The following is an 18,968-nucleotide window of genomic DNA, read 5'->3' on the forward strand; positions in this document are numbered from 1 at the left end:
GTCTGCGTCTGCGTCTGCGTCTGCGTCTGCGTCCAGGATCAGGCGGGCAGCCCGTACGCGTCCGCGATCAGGTCGTAGCTGCGCAGCCGGGCGTCTCCGCCGTGGGCGTTGGCGGTGATCATCAGCTCGTCGGCGCCGGTGCGCTTGGCCAGGTCGTCCAGGCCGGTGCGGACCTCGTCCGCGGTGCCGTGGATGACGTTGGAGAGCCAGCTGTCGACGAACTCCCGCTCCATGGGGCTGAAGGAGTACGCCTCGGCCTCCTCGGGGCTCGGGATGAGGCCCGGCCGGCCGGTGCGCAGCCGCACCATCGACAGGGCGCCGGTGAGCACCTGGCGGCGGGCCTCGCGCTCGTCGTCGGCGGCCAGCGCCGAGACACCGATGAGGGCGTACGGGGCGTCGAGCACGGCGGACGGCTTGAAGGACTCCCGGTAGAGGTCCAGGGCGGGCACGGTGTTCTGGGCCGAGAAGTGGTGGGCGAAGGCGAACGGCAGCCCGAGGACACCGGCCAGCCGGGCACTGAAGCCGGAGGAGCCCAGCAGCCACACGGGCGGGCGCCCGGCGGACTGCACCCCGCCGGGCGCGGTGGCCTGGACCGGGCCGGGCACGGCGTGGATCCGGGCGTACGGGTGACCGTCGGGGAAGTCGTCGTCGAGGAACCTGATCAGCTCGGCGAGCTGCTGCGGGAAGTCGTCGGCGCCCTCGCCGAGCCGCTCGGTGCGGCGCAGCGCGGCGGCGGTCGCGCCGTCCGTGCCGGGGGCGCGACCCAGGCCCAGGTCGACGCGGCCGGGGGCCATGGCCTCCAGCGTGCCGAACTGTTCGGCGATGACGAGCGGGGCGTGATTGGGCAGCATCACGCCGCCGGAGCCGAGCCGGATGCGCTCGGTGTGGGCGGCGAGGTGCGCCAGGATCACGGCCGGGGACGACGAGGCGACGCCCGGCATGGAGTGGTGCTCGGCGACCCAGAAGCGGTGGAAGCCGCGGCGCTCGGTCAGCTTGGCGATCTCCACGCTGGTGCGCAGGGCCTGGGTCGCGGTGCGGCCCTGCCCCACGGTCACCAGGTCGAGCACGGACAGGGGCACGGAGGCCGTTCCGCCTGCGGTGCCGCGAATCTCGTCGCCTCGGATCTCGTCCACGTGTCGGCCTCTCCCGGTGGTGCTGATGTGTCTGCGGAAGAATGCAACAGGAGGATGGCTCCGCTTATTCCTCGGGGACGGCGCCGCCGCCCCTCGGCCCGGCGCCCGGACCTGGGGACGGGCCGGCGGGCGGGGCCTGCGGACAGGGCCGGGATACGGGGCCGGCCGGGAAACGGCGTCCTACTCCCGGACCTCGATTCCCTTCTGGTCCCATGTCCCCGGCGGGGGTACGCGGGTGGCGAAGAGTGTGCCGAGCTCGGGGGACCAGGCCCGGCGGTCCGCCAGCCGCAGCCCTTCCCAGACCGCCACCTGGCTCGCCGTGAGGACCGGTTTGCCGAGGAGTTCCTCCAGCTCGGGAATGTACGCGGCGGTGTGCAGGGCCGTGTCCGGGAACAGCACCACCTCCGCGTCCGGGTGGTCCCCGGCGACGGCCAACCGCTTCACCAGTTCCGCGTCCTCGCCGCCGGGCCCGTCGGCGGCCGGGATGCCGCCGCCCGGACCGGCGACCACGTCGACGCCGCCGGCCTTCAGGAAGCCGGTGAAGAGCCCGGCGATGTCCTCGGGGTAGGTCGCGGCCACCGCGACCCGTCCGGCGCCCAGCTCCCGTACCGCGTGGACGAAGCCGAAGGAGGTGCTGGAGGCGGGCAGACCCGCGGCGCGGGCGAGGGCGGCGGTCTGTTCGTGGGCGCCCTCCCAGCCGTACACGAAGCTTCCCTCGGCGCAGGCCCAGACAAGCGCTTCGGCACCCGCCAGGCGCAGCTCCTCCACCCCGGCGTCGAGCCGGCCCGGTGCGCCCATGTCCCGCAGGCGGTCGACACGCCGGGTGTCCTCGCCGGTGTCGGTGTGGAACAGCGGCAGTCTGATGTCGCTGTCGAGCATGATCTCGATGCGCTGGAAGTCGCCCTCGGCCGAGTGGCCCGGGTAGAGAAGTCCTACGGTCGTCATGTCCACCCTTCCTTTTCGTCCCGGAACGCGTGACCGGTCACGGGTGCCCCGGCCTCTTCCCAGTATTCCCCCGGTGCGTCATCGGGGCGGCCGTACCGGGTCTGACCAGGGCGAACCCGGTAGGCCCTGTTGACGGCGGCAGGTTCGGATGCGAGCGTGGTCAATCCGCACATCTCAGACGTTGCGAAGCGGCTGCCCACTGATGCCAGAGCCCGTGCTCCTCGTTCTCGACTCCGACCCGCCCCCGCGCCTCGGCCGGCTGACCGGCCGGGTCGGCGTCCGGTACGCGGACGAGCGGAGCCTGGCCGCGCAGCTCCCCCTCGCCGATGTGCTGCTGGTCTGGGACTTCACCTCCGACGCCGTCCGTGCCGCCTGGCCGGGCGAGGGACCGCGGCCCCGCTGGGTGCATACGGCGAGCGCGGGTGTGGACCGGCTGCTCTGCCCTGAACTGGCCGCGTCCGACACCGTGGTCACCAATGCGCGGGGCATCTTCGAGCGTCCGATCGCCGAGTACGTGGCGGGGCTGGTGCTCGCCTTCGCCAAGGACCTCCCCGGCACCCTGGATCTCCAGCGGCAGCGACACTGGCACCACCGGGAGGGGCAGCAGATCTCCGGATCACGGGCGGTCGTCGTGGGCGCCGGGCCGATCGGGCGGGAGATCACGAAGCTGCTGCACGGTCTCGGTGTGCGGGTCGCGCTGGTGGGGCGTACGGCGCGGCGGACGATCCACGGCCCGGAGGACCTGGACCGGCTGACCGCCCGTGCGGACTGGGTGATCTGCGCGGCACCGCTGACGGAGTCGACGCGCGGGATGTTCGGCGCGCGCTTCTTCGGGCTGATGCAGCCGTCGGCACGGTTCATCAACGTCGGGCGCGGTCCGATGGTCGTCGAGGGTGAGCTGACGGACGCGCTGCGCAAGCGGTGGATCGCGGGTGCGGCGCTGGATGTCTTCCAGGAGGAGCCACTGGGGCCGGACAGTCCGTTGTGGGACGTGCCGGGGCTGCTGATCTCGCCGCACATGAGCGGGGACACGGTCGGCTGGCGGGACCGGCTGGGTGAGCAGTTCGTGCGGATGTACGAACTGTGGGCGGACGGGCAGCCGTTGCCGAACGTGGTGGACAAGAGGCGTGGCTACGTCCCCTCCCCCGACCTGAACCAGGGCGACGCGCCCCGCACCTGACGAGGACGACGACACGGGACGAACCGGGCGGACCGGCCGACCGGGCGGACCGCCTCCGATGACGGTCAGTCATGAACCGTGCCGCTCCGGGGGATACGCCCCGCACACCCCTCGTCGCCCTCCGCCCCCAACAGGGCACGGGAAGGTCACCCTCCGGCCGCTTTTCGGTTACATGCGACCTCTTCCTGCATAGACGTACGGGATCGGGCAGGCGTTCACCCTGTCCGGACTGTCCGAGCCCTCCAGGAGATTGCGAACCATGGCTGACTTCCCGAACCTTTCCCGCCGGGGCTTTCTCCATCGATCGGCGGCCGTGGGCGGACTGCTCGTCGTGCCGGGTCTGCTGGCCGCGTGCAGCAAGACGGACGCCGGGGCCACGGACGGCGAGGGCGCGCTCGACAAGCTCCGCAAGCAGGGCTTCGTCCGGGTCGCGTACGCCAATGAGGCCCCGTACGGCTATCTGGAGGGCAAGGAGCTCAAGGGCGAGGCGCCCACCCTGCACCGGGAGATCTTCAAGGCGCTCGGCGTCGACGAGCTGAAGCCGACCCTCTCGGAGTGGGACGGACTGATACCCGGGCTCCAGGCGGGGAAGTACGACGTGGTGAGCGCGGGCATGGCGATCACCCCGGAGCGCTGCGCGAACGCCCTTTTCTCCGAACCGGAGTTCATCTCCCCGACCGCCCTGATGGTCAAGAAGGGCAACCCGAGGAAGATCACCGATCTGGCCTCCGCGAAGGCCGCCGGGATCACCGTCGGGGTGATGTCGGGTGCGGTCGAGGGCTCGTACGCCAAGGGTGCGGGCATCGCCGAGAGCAAGATCAAGTCGCTCCAGAAGCCGCAGGACGGCGCGGACGCCGTCAAGGGCGGCCGGATCGACGCCTTCCTGCTGACCGGCATCTCGCTGCGCTGGCTGGCGAAGACCAACCCCGCCACCGAGGTCACCGAGGCGTTCGTCCCGGAGCTGGACGGCAAGCAGCAGTTCTCACCGGGCGGCGCGGTGTTCCGCCAGGGCAACGAGGATCTGCGGGACGCCTTCAACCGCGAGCTGAAGAAGATCGTCGCGGACAGGTCCCGCTATGTGAGCCTCCTCCAGGAGTACGGCTTCGGGGCGACCGAGATCCCGCCGGCCACGCTGAAGACCGCGGATCTGTGCAAGGGCTGACGGGGCGGACCACTGCATGAGTGACTTCTTCTCCACTCTCGTCGATGAGTTCCCGCAGGTCCGCGCGGGTCTGTGGGTGACCCTCCAGGCCACCGTGCTGGGCTCCCTGCTGGCTCTCGCCCTGTCCTTCCTCCTCGGTCTGATGGCGGGCAGCCGGCTCCTCCTGGTGCGCGGCACCTCCCGCGTCGTCGTGGAGTTCTTCCGCGGCACCTCCCTCTACATCCAGCTGTTCTGGCTCTACTACGCGATGCCGCCGCTGACCGGGTACGAGCTGACGCCACTGCTCTGCGGGGTCGTCGCCTTCGGCCTCAACTACGGGGCCTACGGCTCCGAGATCGTGCGCGGCGCCATCAACTCCGTACCGCGCGGGCAGTACGAGGCGGCCCTCGCGCTCAACCTCAGCCCGGCCCGGCGGATGCGGAAGGTGATCCTGCCGCAGGCGTGGGTGCAGATGATCCCGTCCTTCACCAATCTGCTGATCCAGCTGCTGAAGTGCACCCCGCTGCTGTGGCTGATCTCCGCGGCCGACCTGATGACCGTGATCCAGCAGCTGCGCGACCGCACCGGTGAGACCCTTACCGCGTATCTGACCCTGCTGGCCGCCTACTTCGTCTTGGCCTACGCGCTGACCCTGCTGATGAACCTGCTGGAGCGGACCGCCAAGCGGCGGCTCGGGCTCCGGACAGGCGCGGACAGCCTGCTCAAGAGCCGCAGCGCGACCACCACCGCCGTCGGAGGTGCCCGGTGAACGGCTTCGACTGGAACGCCGCCATGGACGTCCTTCCCCTGGTGCTCGAAGGTTTTGAGGTCACCCTGCTCGCGACCGTGCTCGGCACCCTCGTCGCGGCGGTCCTGGGACTGGCCGTCGCGGTGGCCGGACGGGCCCCGAGCAGGTTCGTGACGGTCCCGGTACGGGTCGTCATGGAGTTCGTCCGCTCCACCCCGCTGCTCGTCCAACTGGTGGGGGCCGCCGCCCTGTTCACCTCGGTGGAGCCGCTGACCATCGGGATCGCGGTGCTGGGCGTCCACTACGCCGCGTACACCTCCGAGGTGTACCGGGCCGGGATCGACGGCGTGCCCGAGGGCCAGTGGGAGGCGTGCCGGGCGCTGTCGCTGTCGCCGCGGCGGACCTGGCAGGCCGTGATCCTGCCGCAGGCGGTGCGCAATGTGCTGCCGGCCCTCGGCAACTACGCGATCTCGATGTTCAAGGAGACCCCGTTCCTCGCCGTGATCATGGTGCAGGAAATGGTCTTCGAGGCCCGGAAGTACGGGGCCGACCACTTCGCGTACACCGAGGCGTTCACGCTCGCGGGCCTGGTCTTCCTGGTCGCGAGCTACCCCACGTCGCTGTTGATGAGAAAGCTGGAGAAGCGCCTTGGCCACTGAACCCCTGCCCACCGAACCGCTCCCCCTCGGCCCTCTCCCCGTACGGAAGACCACGGCCGCGGCCCCCGAGGACACCGCCCCGGTGATCCCGGACACCGCCCGTCCGCTGGTCCGCTTCGACAACGTGGTGAAGCGGTACGGCGACCATGTGGTGCTGGACCGGCTGGACTTCACCGTGGAGCGCGGCGAGCACGTCACCCTGATCGGCCCCAGCGGCTCCGGCAAGACGACGATCCTGCGGCTGCTGATGACGCTGGAGAAGGTCAGCGACGGGGTGATCTGGGTGGACGGCTCCCCGCTGTCCCATGTCCGCGCCCCGGACGGTTCGCTGCGCCCGGCCGGTGAGAAGCAGCTGCGCGAGTCCCGCAAGAAGATCGGGATGGTCTTCCAGCAGTTCAACCTCTTCCCCAACATGAAGGTGCTCCAGAACATCACCGAGGCGCCCATCAGCGTGCTGGGCAAGGACCGCGACGAGGCGGAGGCCCGCGCCCGCGAGCTGCTCGACCTGGTCGGGCTGTCCGGGAAGACCGACGCGCACCCCTCCCAGCTCTCCGGCGGGCAGCAGCAGCGGGTGGCCATCGCGCGGGCGCTCGCGATGGAGCCGGAGATCCTGCTGCTCGACGAGGTGACCTCGGCGCTCGACCCGGAGCTGGTGGCCGGGGTGCTGGAGCTGCTGGGCGACATCGCCAGGAACACCGACATCACCATGGTCTGTGTGACCCACGAGATGAATTTCGCCCGGGACGTCTCCAAGAAGGTGCTGATGTTCGACGCGGGCCGGGTGGTGGAGGCCGGTTCGCCGGAAAAAATCTTCACCGCCCCGGAGCACGAACGTACGCGCGAGTTCCTCAACGCGGTCCTGTGACCTCGCCATTGAGGTGCCGATCGTGACTCTGGCATATGCCATACGGGTGCGCCCCAGCTGACAGCGCCGGGGCGCATCCGCGAACTCGTCAACGGCCGCCCATCAAGGGCTTCTTGGCCGCTATCGTGGGGCGAAAGCTTGCGGTCACAACCTGGTAGGGGGAAACCGTGGCGTTGAAGCCCGAGCCGACCGCACCGTTCCACTCGGTGCAGTACGCCCTGCGCGTGCTCGAAACGGTCTCCAAGCACGGCGACGGTGTGACCGACGCCCAGATCTCCCGCGAGACGGGACTGCCCGCCGGGCACCTCGCCTCGCTGCTCCTGACCCTGCGCCGCGAGGGGTACGTCGAGCAGATCGCCGACGGCGCCTATGCCGTCGGCGCCGCGCTGCTGCTGCTCGGCTCCGGGGCGGCCCGCCGCCAGGCACTGGAGACCAAGCTCCAGGAGACCCTGATGCAGCTGCGCGACTCGGTCGGCGCGGCGGTCTACTTCAGCAGGTACGTCGACGGGGAGATCCGGGTCACCCAGGTGGCCGACGGTCCCCTGACTCCCGCGGTCAACGAGTGGGTGGACTTCCGCTCCTCGGCGCACGCCAGCGCGGTCGGCAAATGCCTGCTGGCCCAGCTCGACCAGAACGGCCGCCGCGACCACATCTCCCGGCACCGGACGCCCCGGCTCACCTCGCGGACGATCACCAACGAGAAGGTCCTCTTCTCCAAGCTGGACGCCCAGCCGGCGACGGTCCCGGTGCTGGACCTCCAGGAGTACGCCGTGGGCACGGTCTGCGCGGCGGTACCGCTGACGGCCGGGTCGGCGGCGGGCTGTCTGGCGCTGTCCCTGCCGGTCGAGGACGCCCACCGGCTGCGGTCGGCGGCGGAGACACTGAACCGGCGGGCGGCACCGGTGCTGCTGTCGATGGCGCTGTAGGCGACTCCGCACACGGCGGGGCGGCGGCTCCGCGGGCCCGGCGGGCGCGTGTCATCAGCACCCCTGGAGACCAGGTATTATTTTCGAGTCAGCAGGCGCCGTTAGCTCAGTTGGTTAGAGCAGCTGACTCTTAATCAGCGGGTCCGGGGTTCGAGTCCCTGACGGCGCACAGACACCACACTGGGTGCTCTCCGTATCACGGGGAGCACCCAGTGTGTTTTTCGTGGTCGGCAGGTCCATCAGGAGTGCCGCCCGCGCGGCAGCGTGGGCACCCCTCACGGCCCCGCACAGTAACCGGTCAGGCGTCAGAACTTGACGTCCGAGCAGGCGTAGAACGCGTTGGTGGTGTCCGCGACGTTCCAGACGGCGAGGATGATGTGCTTGCCGGTCTTCTGGGTGGGGATCGTGCCCTGGTGGGTCAGCGTCGCCGGAGGCTGCTGATTCCCGTACGGCACGGTCATGAACGGCTGCGATTCCAGGGCGGCCCGGGTGAGGGGCTTCGTGGAGTCCCAGCCGTCCTTGGTGATGTAGTAACGGAAGTCGCTCGTCGAGTGACGGGCGGTGAACTGCCAGCGGAAGCTGTAACCCTGCCCGCCGGTGACCTGGGTGGCGGGCCAGTTGCCGCCGCGCGGGTCGTCCAGCTGGGAGAAGGTCCCGTTGCCACCCGAACAGATCTTGCCGTCAGCGGGACCCGCCGCCGGGAAGCCCTTGGGCCCCTCGACGCTCTGCGGCTCCCACTGGATGTTGCCGCAGCCGGTGACCGTGCCGTTGGCACAGAGCTTCTGACGGCTGATGGGGGAATCCGTATAGCCGTGGCTGCTGGCGCTGCTGGTAGCGAGCACCGAAGCACCCGCGATCGCCAGGCCGACCACGGCCGCGCTTGCCCTTTTCCGCATTGCTGTCGCTCCTCAAGAACGTGGGGGATGTTCCATGAGCACTGCTCGACTGCTGCGCGCGTGTCGTGCGGTCTAGACCAAGGTCTAGATTATTGACGCGACGTGAACATGTCCAGACCAATGAGCGTCGGATTCCGAATCGCCGCCCCGACGGTGTCCTGAGCCCCTCAGGCCCCGTCCCCACCGCTGCGGCCGGTGTAGAAAGCCACCGTCAGATCCTTGACCAGCGCCTTCCGTTCGTAGTCGTCGAGCTCCACGATGCCCCGTGAGGTCAGCCGGTTGACCGTGTCGTCGACCGCGTCCACGACCGAAGTCAGCACACTGTCGCGGTGCTTCGCGTCGATCGCGGCCACCCGGCGCCGCTGCATCGCCGCCGCGACCTCGGGGGCGTACTCGATCCCGGTCGGCTGCGCGGAGTAGACCTCGATGCCCACGGGCTCGCAGTCCGCCTTCAGCATCCGGGTCAGCGCGTCGCCCACCGCCTCCGCGTCGCGCAGGGTCGGGGCGTCCTCGTGGAACGCGTCGGCGGGCAGCTGCGAGAGGACCCGGGCCATGGCGGCCTCGACCTGCTCGCGCAGATACTCCTCGTGGTCGGCGACCCCGAGGGCGGCCCGCACGGTGTCCTTGATCCGCCAGACGACCAGGACGACGACGCGCAGCGCCGTACCGTTCGCGTCCACGGCGCGCAGCGACTCACTGCGCCAGTGCCGCAGCCGTACGTCGACGCGGCGGCGCAGCAGCAGCGGGGAGACCCAGAGCAGGCCGGTGCGCCGGACGCTCCCCCGGTAGTCGCCGAAGAGGGTCAGCACCCAGGCGTACCCGACCCGTCCGCGGCCGAGACCGCCGAGCGCGAAGAGCACCACGGTCACCAGGAGGGCGAGCACCGCCCAGGCTCCGATGCCGATGCCGTGGTACGGGCGGGAGCCGAGGCCGAGCCGGGCGAGCGCGGCGGCGGGCAGCGCCCCCACCCACCACAGGGTGGCGAGGCCGGCCGCGAGCCCGGCGGCCCCGGTGAGCAGCGCGGCCCAGCCGGGCAGTACCGGGCCGGGCCGCTCGGCGAGCCGCGGGTCGCCGAGCGGGGAGGGCCGGGTCGGCGCCTGCACCTGGGCCCGCGCGTGCGCCGGGGCCCGGGGCGCACGCGGCTCGGGCGGACGCCGCACACCGGGGGTCCGCTCCGCGTGGGACGGGCGCCCCGCCACCGCCGCCGGGAGCGTGGCGGCGCCGGTGTCCTCCCGCTCGTCGCGGAAGAGCAGGTGCACGGGGATGGAGGCGGTGGTCTCGTTGGCGATGACCGAGTGCCGGCGGCCCGCCTCCCGGCGGGAGTCGCCGGCGGCGGCGGGCAGGGTCACGGGGGTGATCCCGGTGTCCGGCCCCCCGCCGCCGCGGCCGAACGGACCGTCAGCACCCCGTACCGGTACGGAGACCGTGGCCGACACCGCCCCGAGGGCGGACGCGACAGCCCTTCCGGGCGCCGTCGCCGCCCCGGGCACGACGGCGCCTCCCCGGACGACGGCACCTCCGGCGGCGACGGACCCTCCGGGGGCGAGGTCCAGCACGAGATCCAGACCGGGGCCGTCGGCGTCGGGGGCGGTGCGGGCGGTGTCGGAGCCGTCGGTGCGGGCGGGGGACGTCGGGGACGCCTGGCCCTCGGTGGGCCAGGGGAGCGCCGAGCCCGCCGGGGAGGGAGCCGCCCCCGGGCCCCGCGGCGCGGGCCGGGGCTGCCCGGACCGTTCCGGCTGCCCGGAGGGGCGGGCTGGCCGCGGGTGGTTCTCGTCTGCGTTCACCGGTTCCCGTTCCTTTCCGTTCTCCGGGGGCCCGGAGCTGTCCGACACCGTGGGTCGCATTCCCGCCTCCGTCATGTCCGTTCCGTCATGTCCGATCCATCACGCGAAGGGATCCGTCACGCGAAGAGCCGGCGCCAGGTCTCCGGCCCGGGGTAGCCGTCGGCCGCGCCGCCGCGCCAGCCCTGCGCCCGCTGGAACGCCTCGACGTTGCGGCGGTCCGCCTCGCCCCAGCCCGGCCCCGGTCCCGACACGTAGTGCTTGCCGTAGCCCTTCTTCACCAACTGTTTGCCGAGCCTGTCGACATGGCTGCTGGACCGACCCGGCTGGAAATAGGCGCGTCCGGGGAACGGGACGGCCGTATTCGCGCTGCCGCCCGCACCCGTGGCGGCGGGGATGTTGCGCCCGGTGCCGTTCACCAGGAGGCGCCAGGTGTGCGGGCCGGGGAGGCCGTCCGCCTCCTTGCCCTTCCAGCCCTGGGCCTTCTGGAACGCCTGGGTCGCCCGCTTGTCCGCGTCGCCCCAGGCGGCCCCCGGCCCCACCTTGTAGAAGCGCTTCCCGCCCCGCTCGATCAGCATCTTCCCGAGCTGGGTGACGTACTTGCTGCTGACGCCGGGGCCGAATTTCCCGGCGCCGGGGAAGCTCGTGGACGATCCGCTGCCGCTCGTCCCTCCGGTGAGCCCCTTGTACCGGTAGGCCACGTATTTGGATGAGTTGTTCCAGTACGCCATGGGGGTCGACTGCTTGCGCGTGTTCGGGCGCGCCTGCTCGTAGGCGATGTAGTGGCTGTGGGTGTGGTCGGTCCAGCCGCCGAAGATCGTGACGTGGGAGCCCTTGGACGGGTCGGCCGGGTTGTGGAAGAGCAGCATGTCCCCGGGCTGGAGCTCCGAGCGGGAGATCCGGGTCCCGTAGGCCGCGAGACTCCCGGTCCATTCGTTGCCGCCGAGGTTCCAGGCCATCGACACGAAGCCGGAGCAGTCCTGGCGGTACCCGTCCGACCAGTACTTCGCCATGCTGTACGGAACCTTCGCGGACACCCACTTCTTGGCCCGGTTGATGATGTCGGCCCGGGTGGTCCTGCGCAGGCCCGACGTCGAGGACGGTGGCCCGGACGCCCCGGAACCGACGAGTGGTCCCGTCTCGCCCTGCGGGGTGGCCGGTTCGGGATCGGCCCGCTCGTCCGTCCGGGCGGCTCCGCCGGCGTGGTCGGCCGCGACCGCCGCCTCGACGGCCCCGCCGGACAGGCACACCCCGGCGGCCGTGACCAGGACCAGCGCACGGCGCGCGCCGTGCGCGGCCGGGTGGCCGCCGTGCCGCACCGGCAGGGCCCTGGCGGCGGTGCGCCGCTGCAGGGCACACCCCGCACAGACGCAGTCGATGGTGGGTTCGTACTCCTCGAAGACCGGCACAGTCATGCGATTCCCCTCCGCACTCGTCAAGATCTTTGGGCGCATCTGCAACGGGCGTCAGTGTCTCAACTCTCCTGACATATCGCATTTTGACGGACCAATGAGAAAAAACGACCATCCGACAGGGCGTGGCGGCCGGGAAATGGTTCGGAGCACGCTTCGAGGTCGGGTAGAGTTCTCCAGGTCAGCAGGCGCCGTTAGCTCAGTTGGTTAGAGCAGCTGACTCTTAATCAGCGGGTCCGGGGTTCGAGTCCCTGACGGCGCACGCACAGTCGAAGCCCCCTCACCGAGCGTGAGGGGGCTTCGGCCGTTTCCGGTCGCTCACGGTCGACCCACCCGGGAAGCGCGGCACACGCCCGGCACGCACAGCCCCCTCACAGGATTCGGACCGTCACCGGGCAGTAACCGGACGGTTGCGGTGCGCTCATGAACACCTCCACACACCCCCTCCACAAGGGCTACCCAAATCGCGCATATGAACGACAAACAGCTTGTTTCACCCTTGCGATCGCGCCCGGGGTCGGCCACCCTGTCTGGGTGCCGTCGGCTTCGGGGGGAGCCGCGAGGAGGGCATCCGCAGCGCTTCAAGGGAGCTGCTGTTCCTGGCAGTTGGGACAGCAGAGCGTGACATTCCGGTTGTGGGTGCCACGGGACGGAGGTTCCGCTCAGGTACGGATACCGAGAGGGCATCATGCAACCGGAAGGCCGCGTTTCCATGTCCATGTGGGAACGGCGGCCCACCAGATGTGTGCGCGGTGAACAGGGGGCGCCCGCCGTGCACCAAGTGACCGACCAATCACGCACCAGCATGCGTGCGGGGGGATGACCCATGACGTCGACGCCGCCGGGCGACCGACAGGACAACGACCCTTCCCGGACCACGCAGCTACGGATACCGCCGCAGCTGCGGGCCGGGGGGCAGCGGCGACGCGCGACGAAGCCGCTGCCGCGTTACGACTACGAGCACTACAGCCGGCTCGCGGGACCACTGACCCAGCCCGATCCGGTCAAGCCGTACACCGTGCGGTACCGCTCGCTGCTCTCCCAGGAGCCGCACCGTTTCCGGGCGGCGCTGCTGCTCGGCGCGGCTCCGCTCGTCTCGCTCGGCCTCTTCGCCTGGCTGATGCAGCCGGGTCACTGGACGGACCGCGACCCGAACCTCAAGAACGACACCCTGCTGATCCTCGACATCGTCATGCTGGTCTCGATCGGTCTGATCGAGCTCTTCCGCACGATGAACGTCCTGTCGAACGCGCACGCCACGCTCGTCGCCCGGGACCCGGTGCCGGTCGTTCCCGAGTCCGGCACCCGGGTCGCCTTCCTCACCTCCTTCGTGCCGGGCAAGGAGCCCCTGGAGATGGTGACGAAGACCCTGGAGGCGGCGGTGCACATCCGGCACCGCGGACTGATGCACGTCTGGCTGCTGGACGAGGGCGACGACCCCGCGGTCAAGGAGGTCTGCGCCCGGCTCGGTGTGCACCACTTCTCCCGCAAGGGCGTCGCGCACTGGAACCGGGCCAAGGGGCCGCACCGCGCCAAGACCAAGCACGGCAACTACAACGCCTGGCTCGACGCGCACGGCGGCGACTACGACTTCTTCGCCTCCGTCGACACCGACCACGTACCGCTGCCCAACTACCTGGAGCGGATGCTCGGCTACTTCCGCGACCCGGACATCGGCTTCGTCATCGGCCCGCAGGTGTACGGGAACTACGACACGTTCGTCACGAAGGCGGCCGAGTCCCAGCAGTTCCTCTTCCACGCCCTGATCCAGCGCGCGGGCAACCGCTACGGCGCCCCGATGTTCGTGGGCACGAGCAACGCCGTACGGATCACCACTCTCAAGCAGATCGGCGGCCTGTACGACTCGATCACCGAGGACATGGCCACCGGATTCGAGATCCACCGCCACCGCAACCCCGTCACCGGCCGCAAGTGGCGCTCGGTCTACACCCCGGACGTGCTGGCCGTCGGCGAGGGCCCGACCGCGTGGACGGACTTCTTCACCCAGCAGCTGCGCTGGTCGCGCGGGACGTACGAGACGATCCTCAAGCAGTTCTGGAGAGGCTTCGGCACCATGCCGGCGGGCAAGCTCTTCAACTACACGATGATGATCATCTTCTATCCGATGTCGGCCATGAACTGGATCCTCGCGGCGCTCAGTTGCGCGCTGTTCCTGGGCATGGGTGCCTCCGGCGTGCAGATCGACCCGACGATCTGGATGATGCTGTACGGCAACGCGTCCGCGCTCCAGATCGGTCTGTACATCTGGAACCGCCGCCACAACGTCTCGCCGCACGAGCCCGAGGGCTCCGGCGGACTGGCCGGCATGGTGATGTCCGCGCTCTCCGCCCCGATCTACGCCCGTTCCCTGATGGACGCGGTACTGCGCCGCAAGAGCTCGTTCGTGGTGACGCCCAAGGGTGACTCGTCCAGCCCGGACACCCTCTTCGGCACCTTCCGTATCCACCTGTTCTTCATCCTGGTCTTCGCCGGGTCCATCACCGCCTCGTTCTTCCTCGGCCACAGCCATCCCGCGATGCTGACCTGGGCGTCCCTGGCGCTGCTGATCACCGCGGCCCCGATCTTCGGCTGGCGGTACACGGTCCGCGCCGAGAGGAAGAAGCGCCGGAGCGGATCGCACCGCGGCGGCGGACCGACGGCCCCACGTCCGGAGCCGGCCGTTCCGGCGCAGACCGGTTTCCCCGGCAACGACCAGACCATGCAGATCGCCCTTGGGGGACGTAAGAAATGAAGTACCGTCCGAGCCGCCGTACGCGCCGCATGGCGATCAGTACGGCGGTGGTTCTCGCGCTCGCGGGAGCGAACGGGCCGTGGCTGTACCGCTTCAGCACCGAGCGCTATCACGAGTACGCGATCAACAAGCCGGAGTACAAGGCGGCCAACGGTCACTGGGACTTCCTGGACATCCCGTCCGAGTTACGGATCAACACGATCCACGCGGCCCTGCTGCACACCGGCAAGGTGCTGCTCGTCGCGGGCTCCGGGAACAACCAGAAGAACTTCGACGCGAAGAGCTTCCGCTCGGTGCTGTGGGACCCGAAGACCAACGCCTTCAAGAACATACCCACGCCCAAGGACATGTTCTGTTCCGGTCACACCCAACTGCCTGACGGGAAGCTCCTCATAGCCGGCGGCACCAAGCGGTACGAGAAGCTCAAGGGCGACGTCACCAAGGCCGGCGGCCTGATGATCGTCCACAACGAGGACCCGGACAAGCCGGTCACCCTGCCCGCGGGCACCCGGTTCACCGGCAAGGACAACGGCAGGACGTTCGTCTCCAAGGACCCGGTGCTGATCGAGAAGGCCACCAAGGTCTTCGACAGGAACACCGGCGCCTTCCTGCGCAACGACCCCGGTCTCGGCCGGATCTACGTCGAGGCCCAGAAGTCCGGTACGAAGTACGAGACGGGCACCGAGGACAACTACCGGATCGCGGGCCTGTCCGGCTCCGACACCCGCAACGTCTACGGGATCGCCCAGAAACTCGCCCTGGACAAGAAGGACTTCCAGGGCATCAGGGAAGCCTTCGAGTTCGACCCGGTCGCGGAGAAGTACATCACCGTCGACCCGATGAACGAGGCCCGCTGGTACCCGACGCTGACCACGCTCAAGGACGGCAAGGTCCTCGCCCTCTCCGGTCTGGACGAGATCGGGCAGATCGTGCCCGGCAAGGACGAGGTCTACGACCCGGAGACGAAGACGTGGGAGTACACCGGCATCGTCCGGAAGTTCCCCACCTACCCCGCGGTTTTCCTCCTCAACGACGGCAAGCTCTTCTACTCCGGCTCCAACGCCGGATACGGGCCGGCCGACGTCGGCCGCGCCCCCGGCGTCTGGGACCTGGCGACCAACGAGTTCACGAAGATCCCCGGGCTCAGCGACCCGGACAAGCTGGAGACCTCGGCGACCGTACGGCTGCCCCCGGCCCAGGACGAGAAGTTCATGGTGATCGGCGGCGGCGGGGTGGGCGAGTCCGAGGAGTCCAGCGAGAAGTCCCGGCTGGTCGACCTCGGGCAGAAGAAGCCGCGGTTCGCCGACGGCGCGTCCCTGGCCGAGGGCACCCGCTACCCCAGCGCCTCCCTGCTGCCCGACGACTCCCTGCTGGTCACCGGCGGCTCCAACGACTACCGCGGGCGCGGCGGTTCGGATGTGCTCCAGGCCCGGCTGTACGACGCGAAGTCCGACTCGTACGAGCGGGTCGCGGACCCGGCGGTGGGGCGCAACTACCACTCCGGTTCGGTGCTGCTGCCGGACGGCCGGGTCATGATCTTCGGCTCGGACTCGCTCTACTCGGACAAGGCCAACACCCGTCCCGGCACGTTCGAGCAGCGCATCGAGATCTACACCCCGCCCTATCTGTACCGCGACTCGCGGCCGGAGCTGACGGCCGGGCCGGCGAGCATCGCACGCGGCGGCAAGGGGCTGTTCACCACCCGGCACGCGTCGTCGATCACCTCGGCGAAGCTGATGCGGCCCGGCGCGGTCACCCATGTCACGGACACGGACCAGCGGTCGGTGGCCCTGGAGCTGGAGAAGTCGGCGGACGGGATCACGGTGAAGGTGCCCAGGAACCGGGCGCTCGTGCCGTCGGGCTGGTACATGCTGTTCGTCACCGACGACAAGGGCACCCCGTCCGAGGGGACGTGGGTGGAGGTACCGGAGTGAGCCCGGCCGGAGACCGAGCCCGCCGGAGATCGAGGGCGACGGCCGCCGGACGCGGCCTTCGCCCTCACCTCACCGGACGGGCCCGCCGCCCGCGTCACGGGGCTCGGGTGGCGGGCCGGCGGCCCGCGTCACGGGCCCGCGTTGCGGGCCAGCTCCAGGGCGTACTCCGGCCACCAGGCCCCTGCCTTCGGGCCGCCCCCGCAGTCGCCGTCCGACTCCCCCGGACGCTTGATCCAGAGGTAGGCGTCGACCAGGTCGTCGCCGGTCCGGGTGGTCGGGGGCTCGCCCAGCGCGCGGCCCGGTGGGTTGCACCAGCTCTTCGCGGGGTCGCCGCCGCTGTAGGGGCCGTTGCCGTTGCGGCTGGTGTCGATGACGAACGGCTTGTTGCCGACCTTCGCCGAGAGCCGCTTGCCGAAGTCGGTGCTGGCGGCGGTGGTCAGGTAGTTGGAGACGTTGACCGCGAAGCCGTCGGCGTCCGCGATGCCCGCCCGCTGGAGCGGCTGGAACAGCGCGTCGGGGGACTGCCAGCCCGCGTTGCCCGCGTCCACGTAGACCGAGGTGCCGGGCTGCCGCTTCAGCCGCTGGACCGCCCCCTTCAGCAGGTCGTAGCGCTCCTCGTGGAACTGCTGGGGCGTGCAGCCGTCGACCAGGTGCAGCAGGGCATCGGGCTCCAGGATCACCGTGGCCCGGCGGTCACCGATGCCCTTGGCGACACTGTCCAGCCAGGCGCGGTACGCGTTGCCGTCGGCGGCGCCGCCCTTGGAGAACTGGCCGCAGTCGCGGTGCGGGATGTTGTAGAGGACCAGCAGGGCGTCCCGGTCGGCCTTCGCGGCCGCCTCGGTGAAGCCCTTCGCCTCGCCCTCGGGATTGTCCGTGCCGATCCACTCGCCGACCGGCTGCCGCGCGATCCTCCTGATCAGGCCGGCCTTCTCGCTGTCGCCGTCCTCGGTGTAGTCGGCGACCTGCCGGGCCGCGTTCCCGTCGGGGTTGACCCAGAACGGGTCCTTGTCCTTGGGCTGCTGCTCGACGGCCGCCGGGCCGCCCTTGTCGCCGTCGTCGGACGACGAGCATCCCGCCAGCAGCAGGACGGCGCCGACCGCGGCCGCCGTGACGCTCCGCAGGCCCGTTCGCGCGCGAGCGCCCGTCCCGGACCGGCCGGTGTAACTGCCGTACATCCACTCCCCCTTGGGTGCACTGCCCGCACTGTTCTCACTGTTTGCACCGATGTACTGCCGGTCCGATCCATCCTGACACAGCGATCCGGGCGCTCATGAGGCCGCCTGCCGGACGCCGCCGGACCCTCCGGCCCTCGCCCCGGCCGCCTTCCCGGCCTTCTCGGCCGTCCTCTGACCGGTCAGATAGGCGGAGACCACCACGTTCGCCGTGTACGAGCGCGTCCGGTGGTCGTAGGTGCCCCCGCAGGTGATCAGCCGGAGCTCCGCCCGGCCGTCCTCGCGCGGTCCGTACGCCTTCTGCGCGTCGAAGCGTTCCCGGGTGAAGACCTGGACGTCGTCGATGGTGAACTCGGCGACCGTGCCGTCGGTCCTGGTCACCCGGACCTTCTCCCCCGGGCGGGCGGCGCTGAGCCCGTAGAAGACGGCCGGTTTCGTCTCGGTGTCGACATGGCCGACGAAGAGCGCGGCACCCTCGGTGCCGGGTTCGGTGCCGCTGCCGTACCAGCCGACGGTCTGCGGCGTCCCGTACGGGGGCGGGTCGATCGCCCCCGCCTTGTCCAGGCCGCGCGGGACGACGGGTGCGTCGATGCCCACGGAAGGGATCTCGACGCTCCGCGGCGGCGCCCCGTCGAGCGGGTCGTGCGCCGGGGGCAGCGGGACGCCCAGGGGGCGCCCGACAGCGGCGACATCGCCGGTCGTCGGGGCCGAGTTGCCGCCGGGTCCGTCCCCGGCCTCGCGGCCCCAGAGCCAGAGGCCGAGCAGCAGGACGGCCCAGGCCACTCCGGTGAGCCACCGCCCGGTGCCTGCCGGGCGGTCCGAGGCGGACACCTCAGTCCGTGGCCGGGCGGCGGCGGCGCACGCTGCGGAAGGCGACGGCGACGGCCGCGACGGCGGCGAGCACCAGCCCGGTCACCGCGTGCCGGGTGCCCGGTCCGTCCGACTGGGCGGCCTGGTCGGCGAGGGTCGCGGTGCCACCGCCGCCGGCCCTGACGGGCGCGACGGGAGAGGGCCGGCTGTGGTGCATGACGGTGAGGCTGCCGGTGGCCTTGCCCTTGCCGTCCTTGCAGGTCACCCAGACGTCGTACGAGCGGGGCTCGGCGTCGGAGCGGATCCGGGCCTCGGCGAGGATGCCCTTCCCGTCGGCGGGGGCGAAGCGGGCCTCGGAGACGAAGGCGTCGGAGTTGCCCTTGGCCGACCTGCCCTTGCCGCAGGCGTCGGTCCAGAGTTCCACCTCCCCGCCCGGGGCGATCGTGGACGGGGTCACCGAGACCGAACCTCGGTCGTCGTTACCGGCCGGGGCGGCCTGGACGGCCAGAGCGACGGGCGCGGGCAGGGTTATCGCCGCGACCGCCGCTGCGGCACAGAATGTGAGGGGCAGTGAACGCATCGTGAACCTCCTTCTGGAAGGTTCACGCGTGCGG

Annotated in this window: 16 protein-coding genes and 2 tRNA genes; 10 read left to right on the top strand and 8 right to left on the bottom strand. The window is 70.7% G+C overall.

Annotated elements, in window-relative coordinates; translation table 11 throughout:
- Nucleotides 1-38: 38 nt before the first annotated feature.
- Entirely contained in the window at nt 39-1,133 is a 1,095-nt protein-coding gene (locus OG251_RS13700) for an LLM class flavin-dependent oxidoreductase (RefSeq protein ID WP_326677438.1), read from the bottom strand.
- Between the two features lie 180 nt (nt 1,134-1,313).
- Nucleotides 1,314-2,078, bottom strand: a complete 765-nt coding sequence (locus OG251_RS13705) for a maleate cis-trans isomerase family protein (protein ID WP_326677439.1) — start codon at nt 2,076-2,078, stop codon at nt 1,314-1,316.
- A gap of 202 nt (nt 2,079-2,280) precedes the next feature.
- On the opposite strand from OG251_RS13705, the gene OG251_RS13710 reads away from it, so the two are divergent.
- The 7 genes from OG251_RS13710 (at nt 2,281) to OG251_RS13740 (ending at nt 7,766) form a co-directional block, all read left to right on the top strand.
- Nucleotides 2,281-3,258, top strand: coding sequence for a D-2-hydroxyacid dehydrogenase (locus tag OG251_RS13710; protein WP_326677440.1), 978 nt, complete (start codon nt 2,281-2,283; stop codon nt 3,256-3,258).
- Between the two features lie 259 nt (nt 3,259-3,517).
- Complete coding sequence (gene ehuB, locus OG251_RS13715; protein WP_326677441.1) at nt 3,518-4,420, top strand: ectoine/hydroxyectoine ABC transporter substrate-binding protein EhuB; 903 nt, start codon at nt 3,518-3,520, stop codon at nt 4,418-4,420.
- A gap of 16 nt (nt 4,421-4,436) precedes the next feature.
- Nucleotides 4,437-5,168 carry an ectoine/hydroxyectoine ABC transporter permease subunit EhuC gene (ehuC, locus tag OG251_RS13720; RefSeq protein WP_326677442.1) on the top strand — a complete coding sequence of 244 codons (732 nt, stop codon included), beginning with the start codon at nt 4,437-4,439 and terminating at the stop codon, nt 5,166-5,168.
- Nucleotides 5,165-5,806: an ectoine/hydroxyectoine ABC transporter permease subunit EhuD gene (gene ehuD / locus OG251_RS13725; RefSeq protein ID WP_326677443.1), complete on the top strand. Its 642-nt coding sequence runs from the start codon at nt 5,165-5,167 to the stop codon at nt 5,804-5,806. Before ehuC ends, ehuD begins: the two co-directional genes overlap by 4 nt.
- Complete coding sequence (gene ehuA / locus OG251_RS13730; RefSeq protein ID WP_442818330.1) at nt 5,796-6,671, top strand: ectoine/hydroxyectoine ABC transporter ATP-binding protein EhuA; 876 nt, start codon at nt 5,796-5,798, stop codon at nt 6,669-6,671. The genes ehuD and ehuA overlap by 11 nt, the downstream gene beginning before the upstream one ends.
- Nucleotides 6,672-6,838: 167 nt before the next feature.
- Nucleotides 6,839-7,597 (top strand): IclR family transcriptional regulator, encoded by a 759-nt coding sequence (locus OG251_RS13735; protein ID WP_326677444.1) that lies wholly within the window; start codon nt 6,839-6,841, stop codon nt 7,595-7,597.
- A gap of 95 nt (nt 7,598-7,692) precedes the next feature.
- A tRNA-Lys gene (locus OG251_RS13740) sits at nt 7,693-7,766 on the top strand.
- Between the two features lie 136 nt (nt 7,767-7,902).
- Here OG251_RS13740 and OG251_RS13745 read toward each other — a convergent pair.
- The 3 genes from OG251_RS13745 to OG251_RS13755 form a co-directional block, all read right to left on the bottom strand.
- A complete protein-coding gene (locus OG251_RS13745) occupies nt 7,903-8,493 on the bottom strand; it encodes a lytic polysaccharide monooxygenase auxiliary activity family 9 protein (protein ID WP_326677445.1) in 591 nt (196 codons plus the stop codon).
- A 167-nt stretch (nt 8,494-8,660) separates the two neighbouring features.
- Nucleotides 8,661-10,277: an SPFH domain-containing protein gene (locus OG251_RS13750; RefSeq protein WP_442818331.1), complete on the bottom strand. Its 1,617-nt coding sequence runs from the start codon at nt 10,275-10,277 to the stop codon at nt 8,661-8,663.
- A 116-nt stretch (nt 10,278-10,393) separates the two neighbouring features.
- Nucleotides 10,394-11,689, bottom strand: coding sequence for a peptidoglycan-binding protein (locus OG251_RS13755; RefSeq protein WP_326677447.1), 1,296 nt, complete (start codon nt 11,687-11,689; stop codon nt 10,394-10,396).
- A gap of 185 nt (nt 11,690-11,874) precedes the next feature.
- On the opposite strand from OG251_RS13755, the gene OG251_RS13760 reads away from it, so the two are divergent.
- From OG251_RS13760 to OG251_RS13770, 3 genes are all read left to right on the top strand, one after another.
- Nucleotides 11,875-11,948, top strand: a tRNA-Lys gene (locus tag OG251_RS13760).
- Between the two features lie 564 nt (nt 11,949-12,512).
- Entirely contained in the window at nt 12,513-14,438 is a 1,926-nt protein-coding gene (locus tag OG251_RS13765) for a glycosyltransferase family 2 protein (protein WP_326677448.1), read from the top strand.
- Complete coding sequence (locus tag OG251_RS13770; RefSeq protein WP_326677449.1) at nt 14,435-16,372, top strand: galactose oxidase-like domain-containing protein; 1,938 nt, start codon at nt 14,435-14,437, stop codon at nt 16,370-16,372. Before OG251_RS13765 ends, OG251_RS13770 begins: the two co-directional genes overlap by 4 nt.
- A 128-nt stretch (nt 16,373-16,500) precedes the next feature.
- On the opposite strand, the gene OG251_RS13775 is transcribed toward OG251_RS13770, so the two are convergent.
- The 3 genes from OG251_RS13775 to OG251_RS13785 all read right to left on the bottom strand — a co-directional run bounded on the left by OG251_RS13775 (nt 16,501) and on the right by OG251_RS13785 (nt 18,934).
- Nucleotides 16,501-17,547, bottom strand: a complete 1,047-nt coding sequence (locus OG251_RS13775) for a glycoside hydrolase family 6 protein (protein ID WP_326677450.1) — start codon at nt 17,545-17,547, stop codon at nt 16,501-16,503.
- 93 nt (nt 17,548-17,640) lie between these two features.
- Nucleotides 17,641-18,375 (bottom strand): class F sortase, encoded by a 735-nt coding sequence (locus OG251_RS13780; RefSeq protein WP_326677451.1) that lies wholly within the window; start codon nt 18,373-18,375, stop codon nt 17,641-17,643.
- A 1-nt stretch (nt 18,376) separates the two neighbouring features.
- Nucleotides 18,377-18,934 carry a hypothetical protein gene (locus OG251_RS13785; protein ID WP_326677452.1) on the bottom strand — a complete coding sequence of 186 codons (558 nt, stop codon included), beginning with the start codon at nt 18,932-18,934 and terminating at the stop codon, nt 18,377-18,379.
- Nucleotides 18,935-18,968 lie beyond the last annotated feature (34 nt).

The sequence above is a fragment of the Streptomyces sp. NBC_01237 genome (assembly GCF_035917275.1).
Classification (GTDB): Bacteria; Actinomycetota; Actinomycetes; order Streptomycetales; family Streptomycetaceae; genus Streptomyces.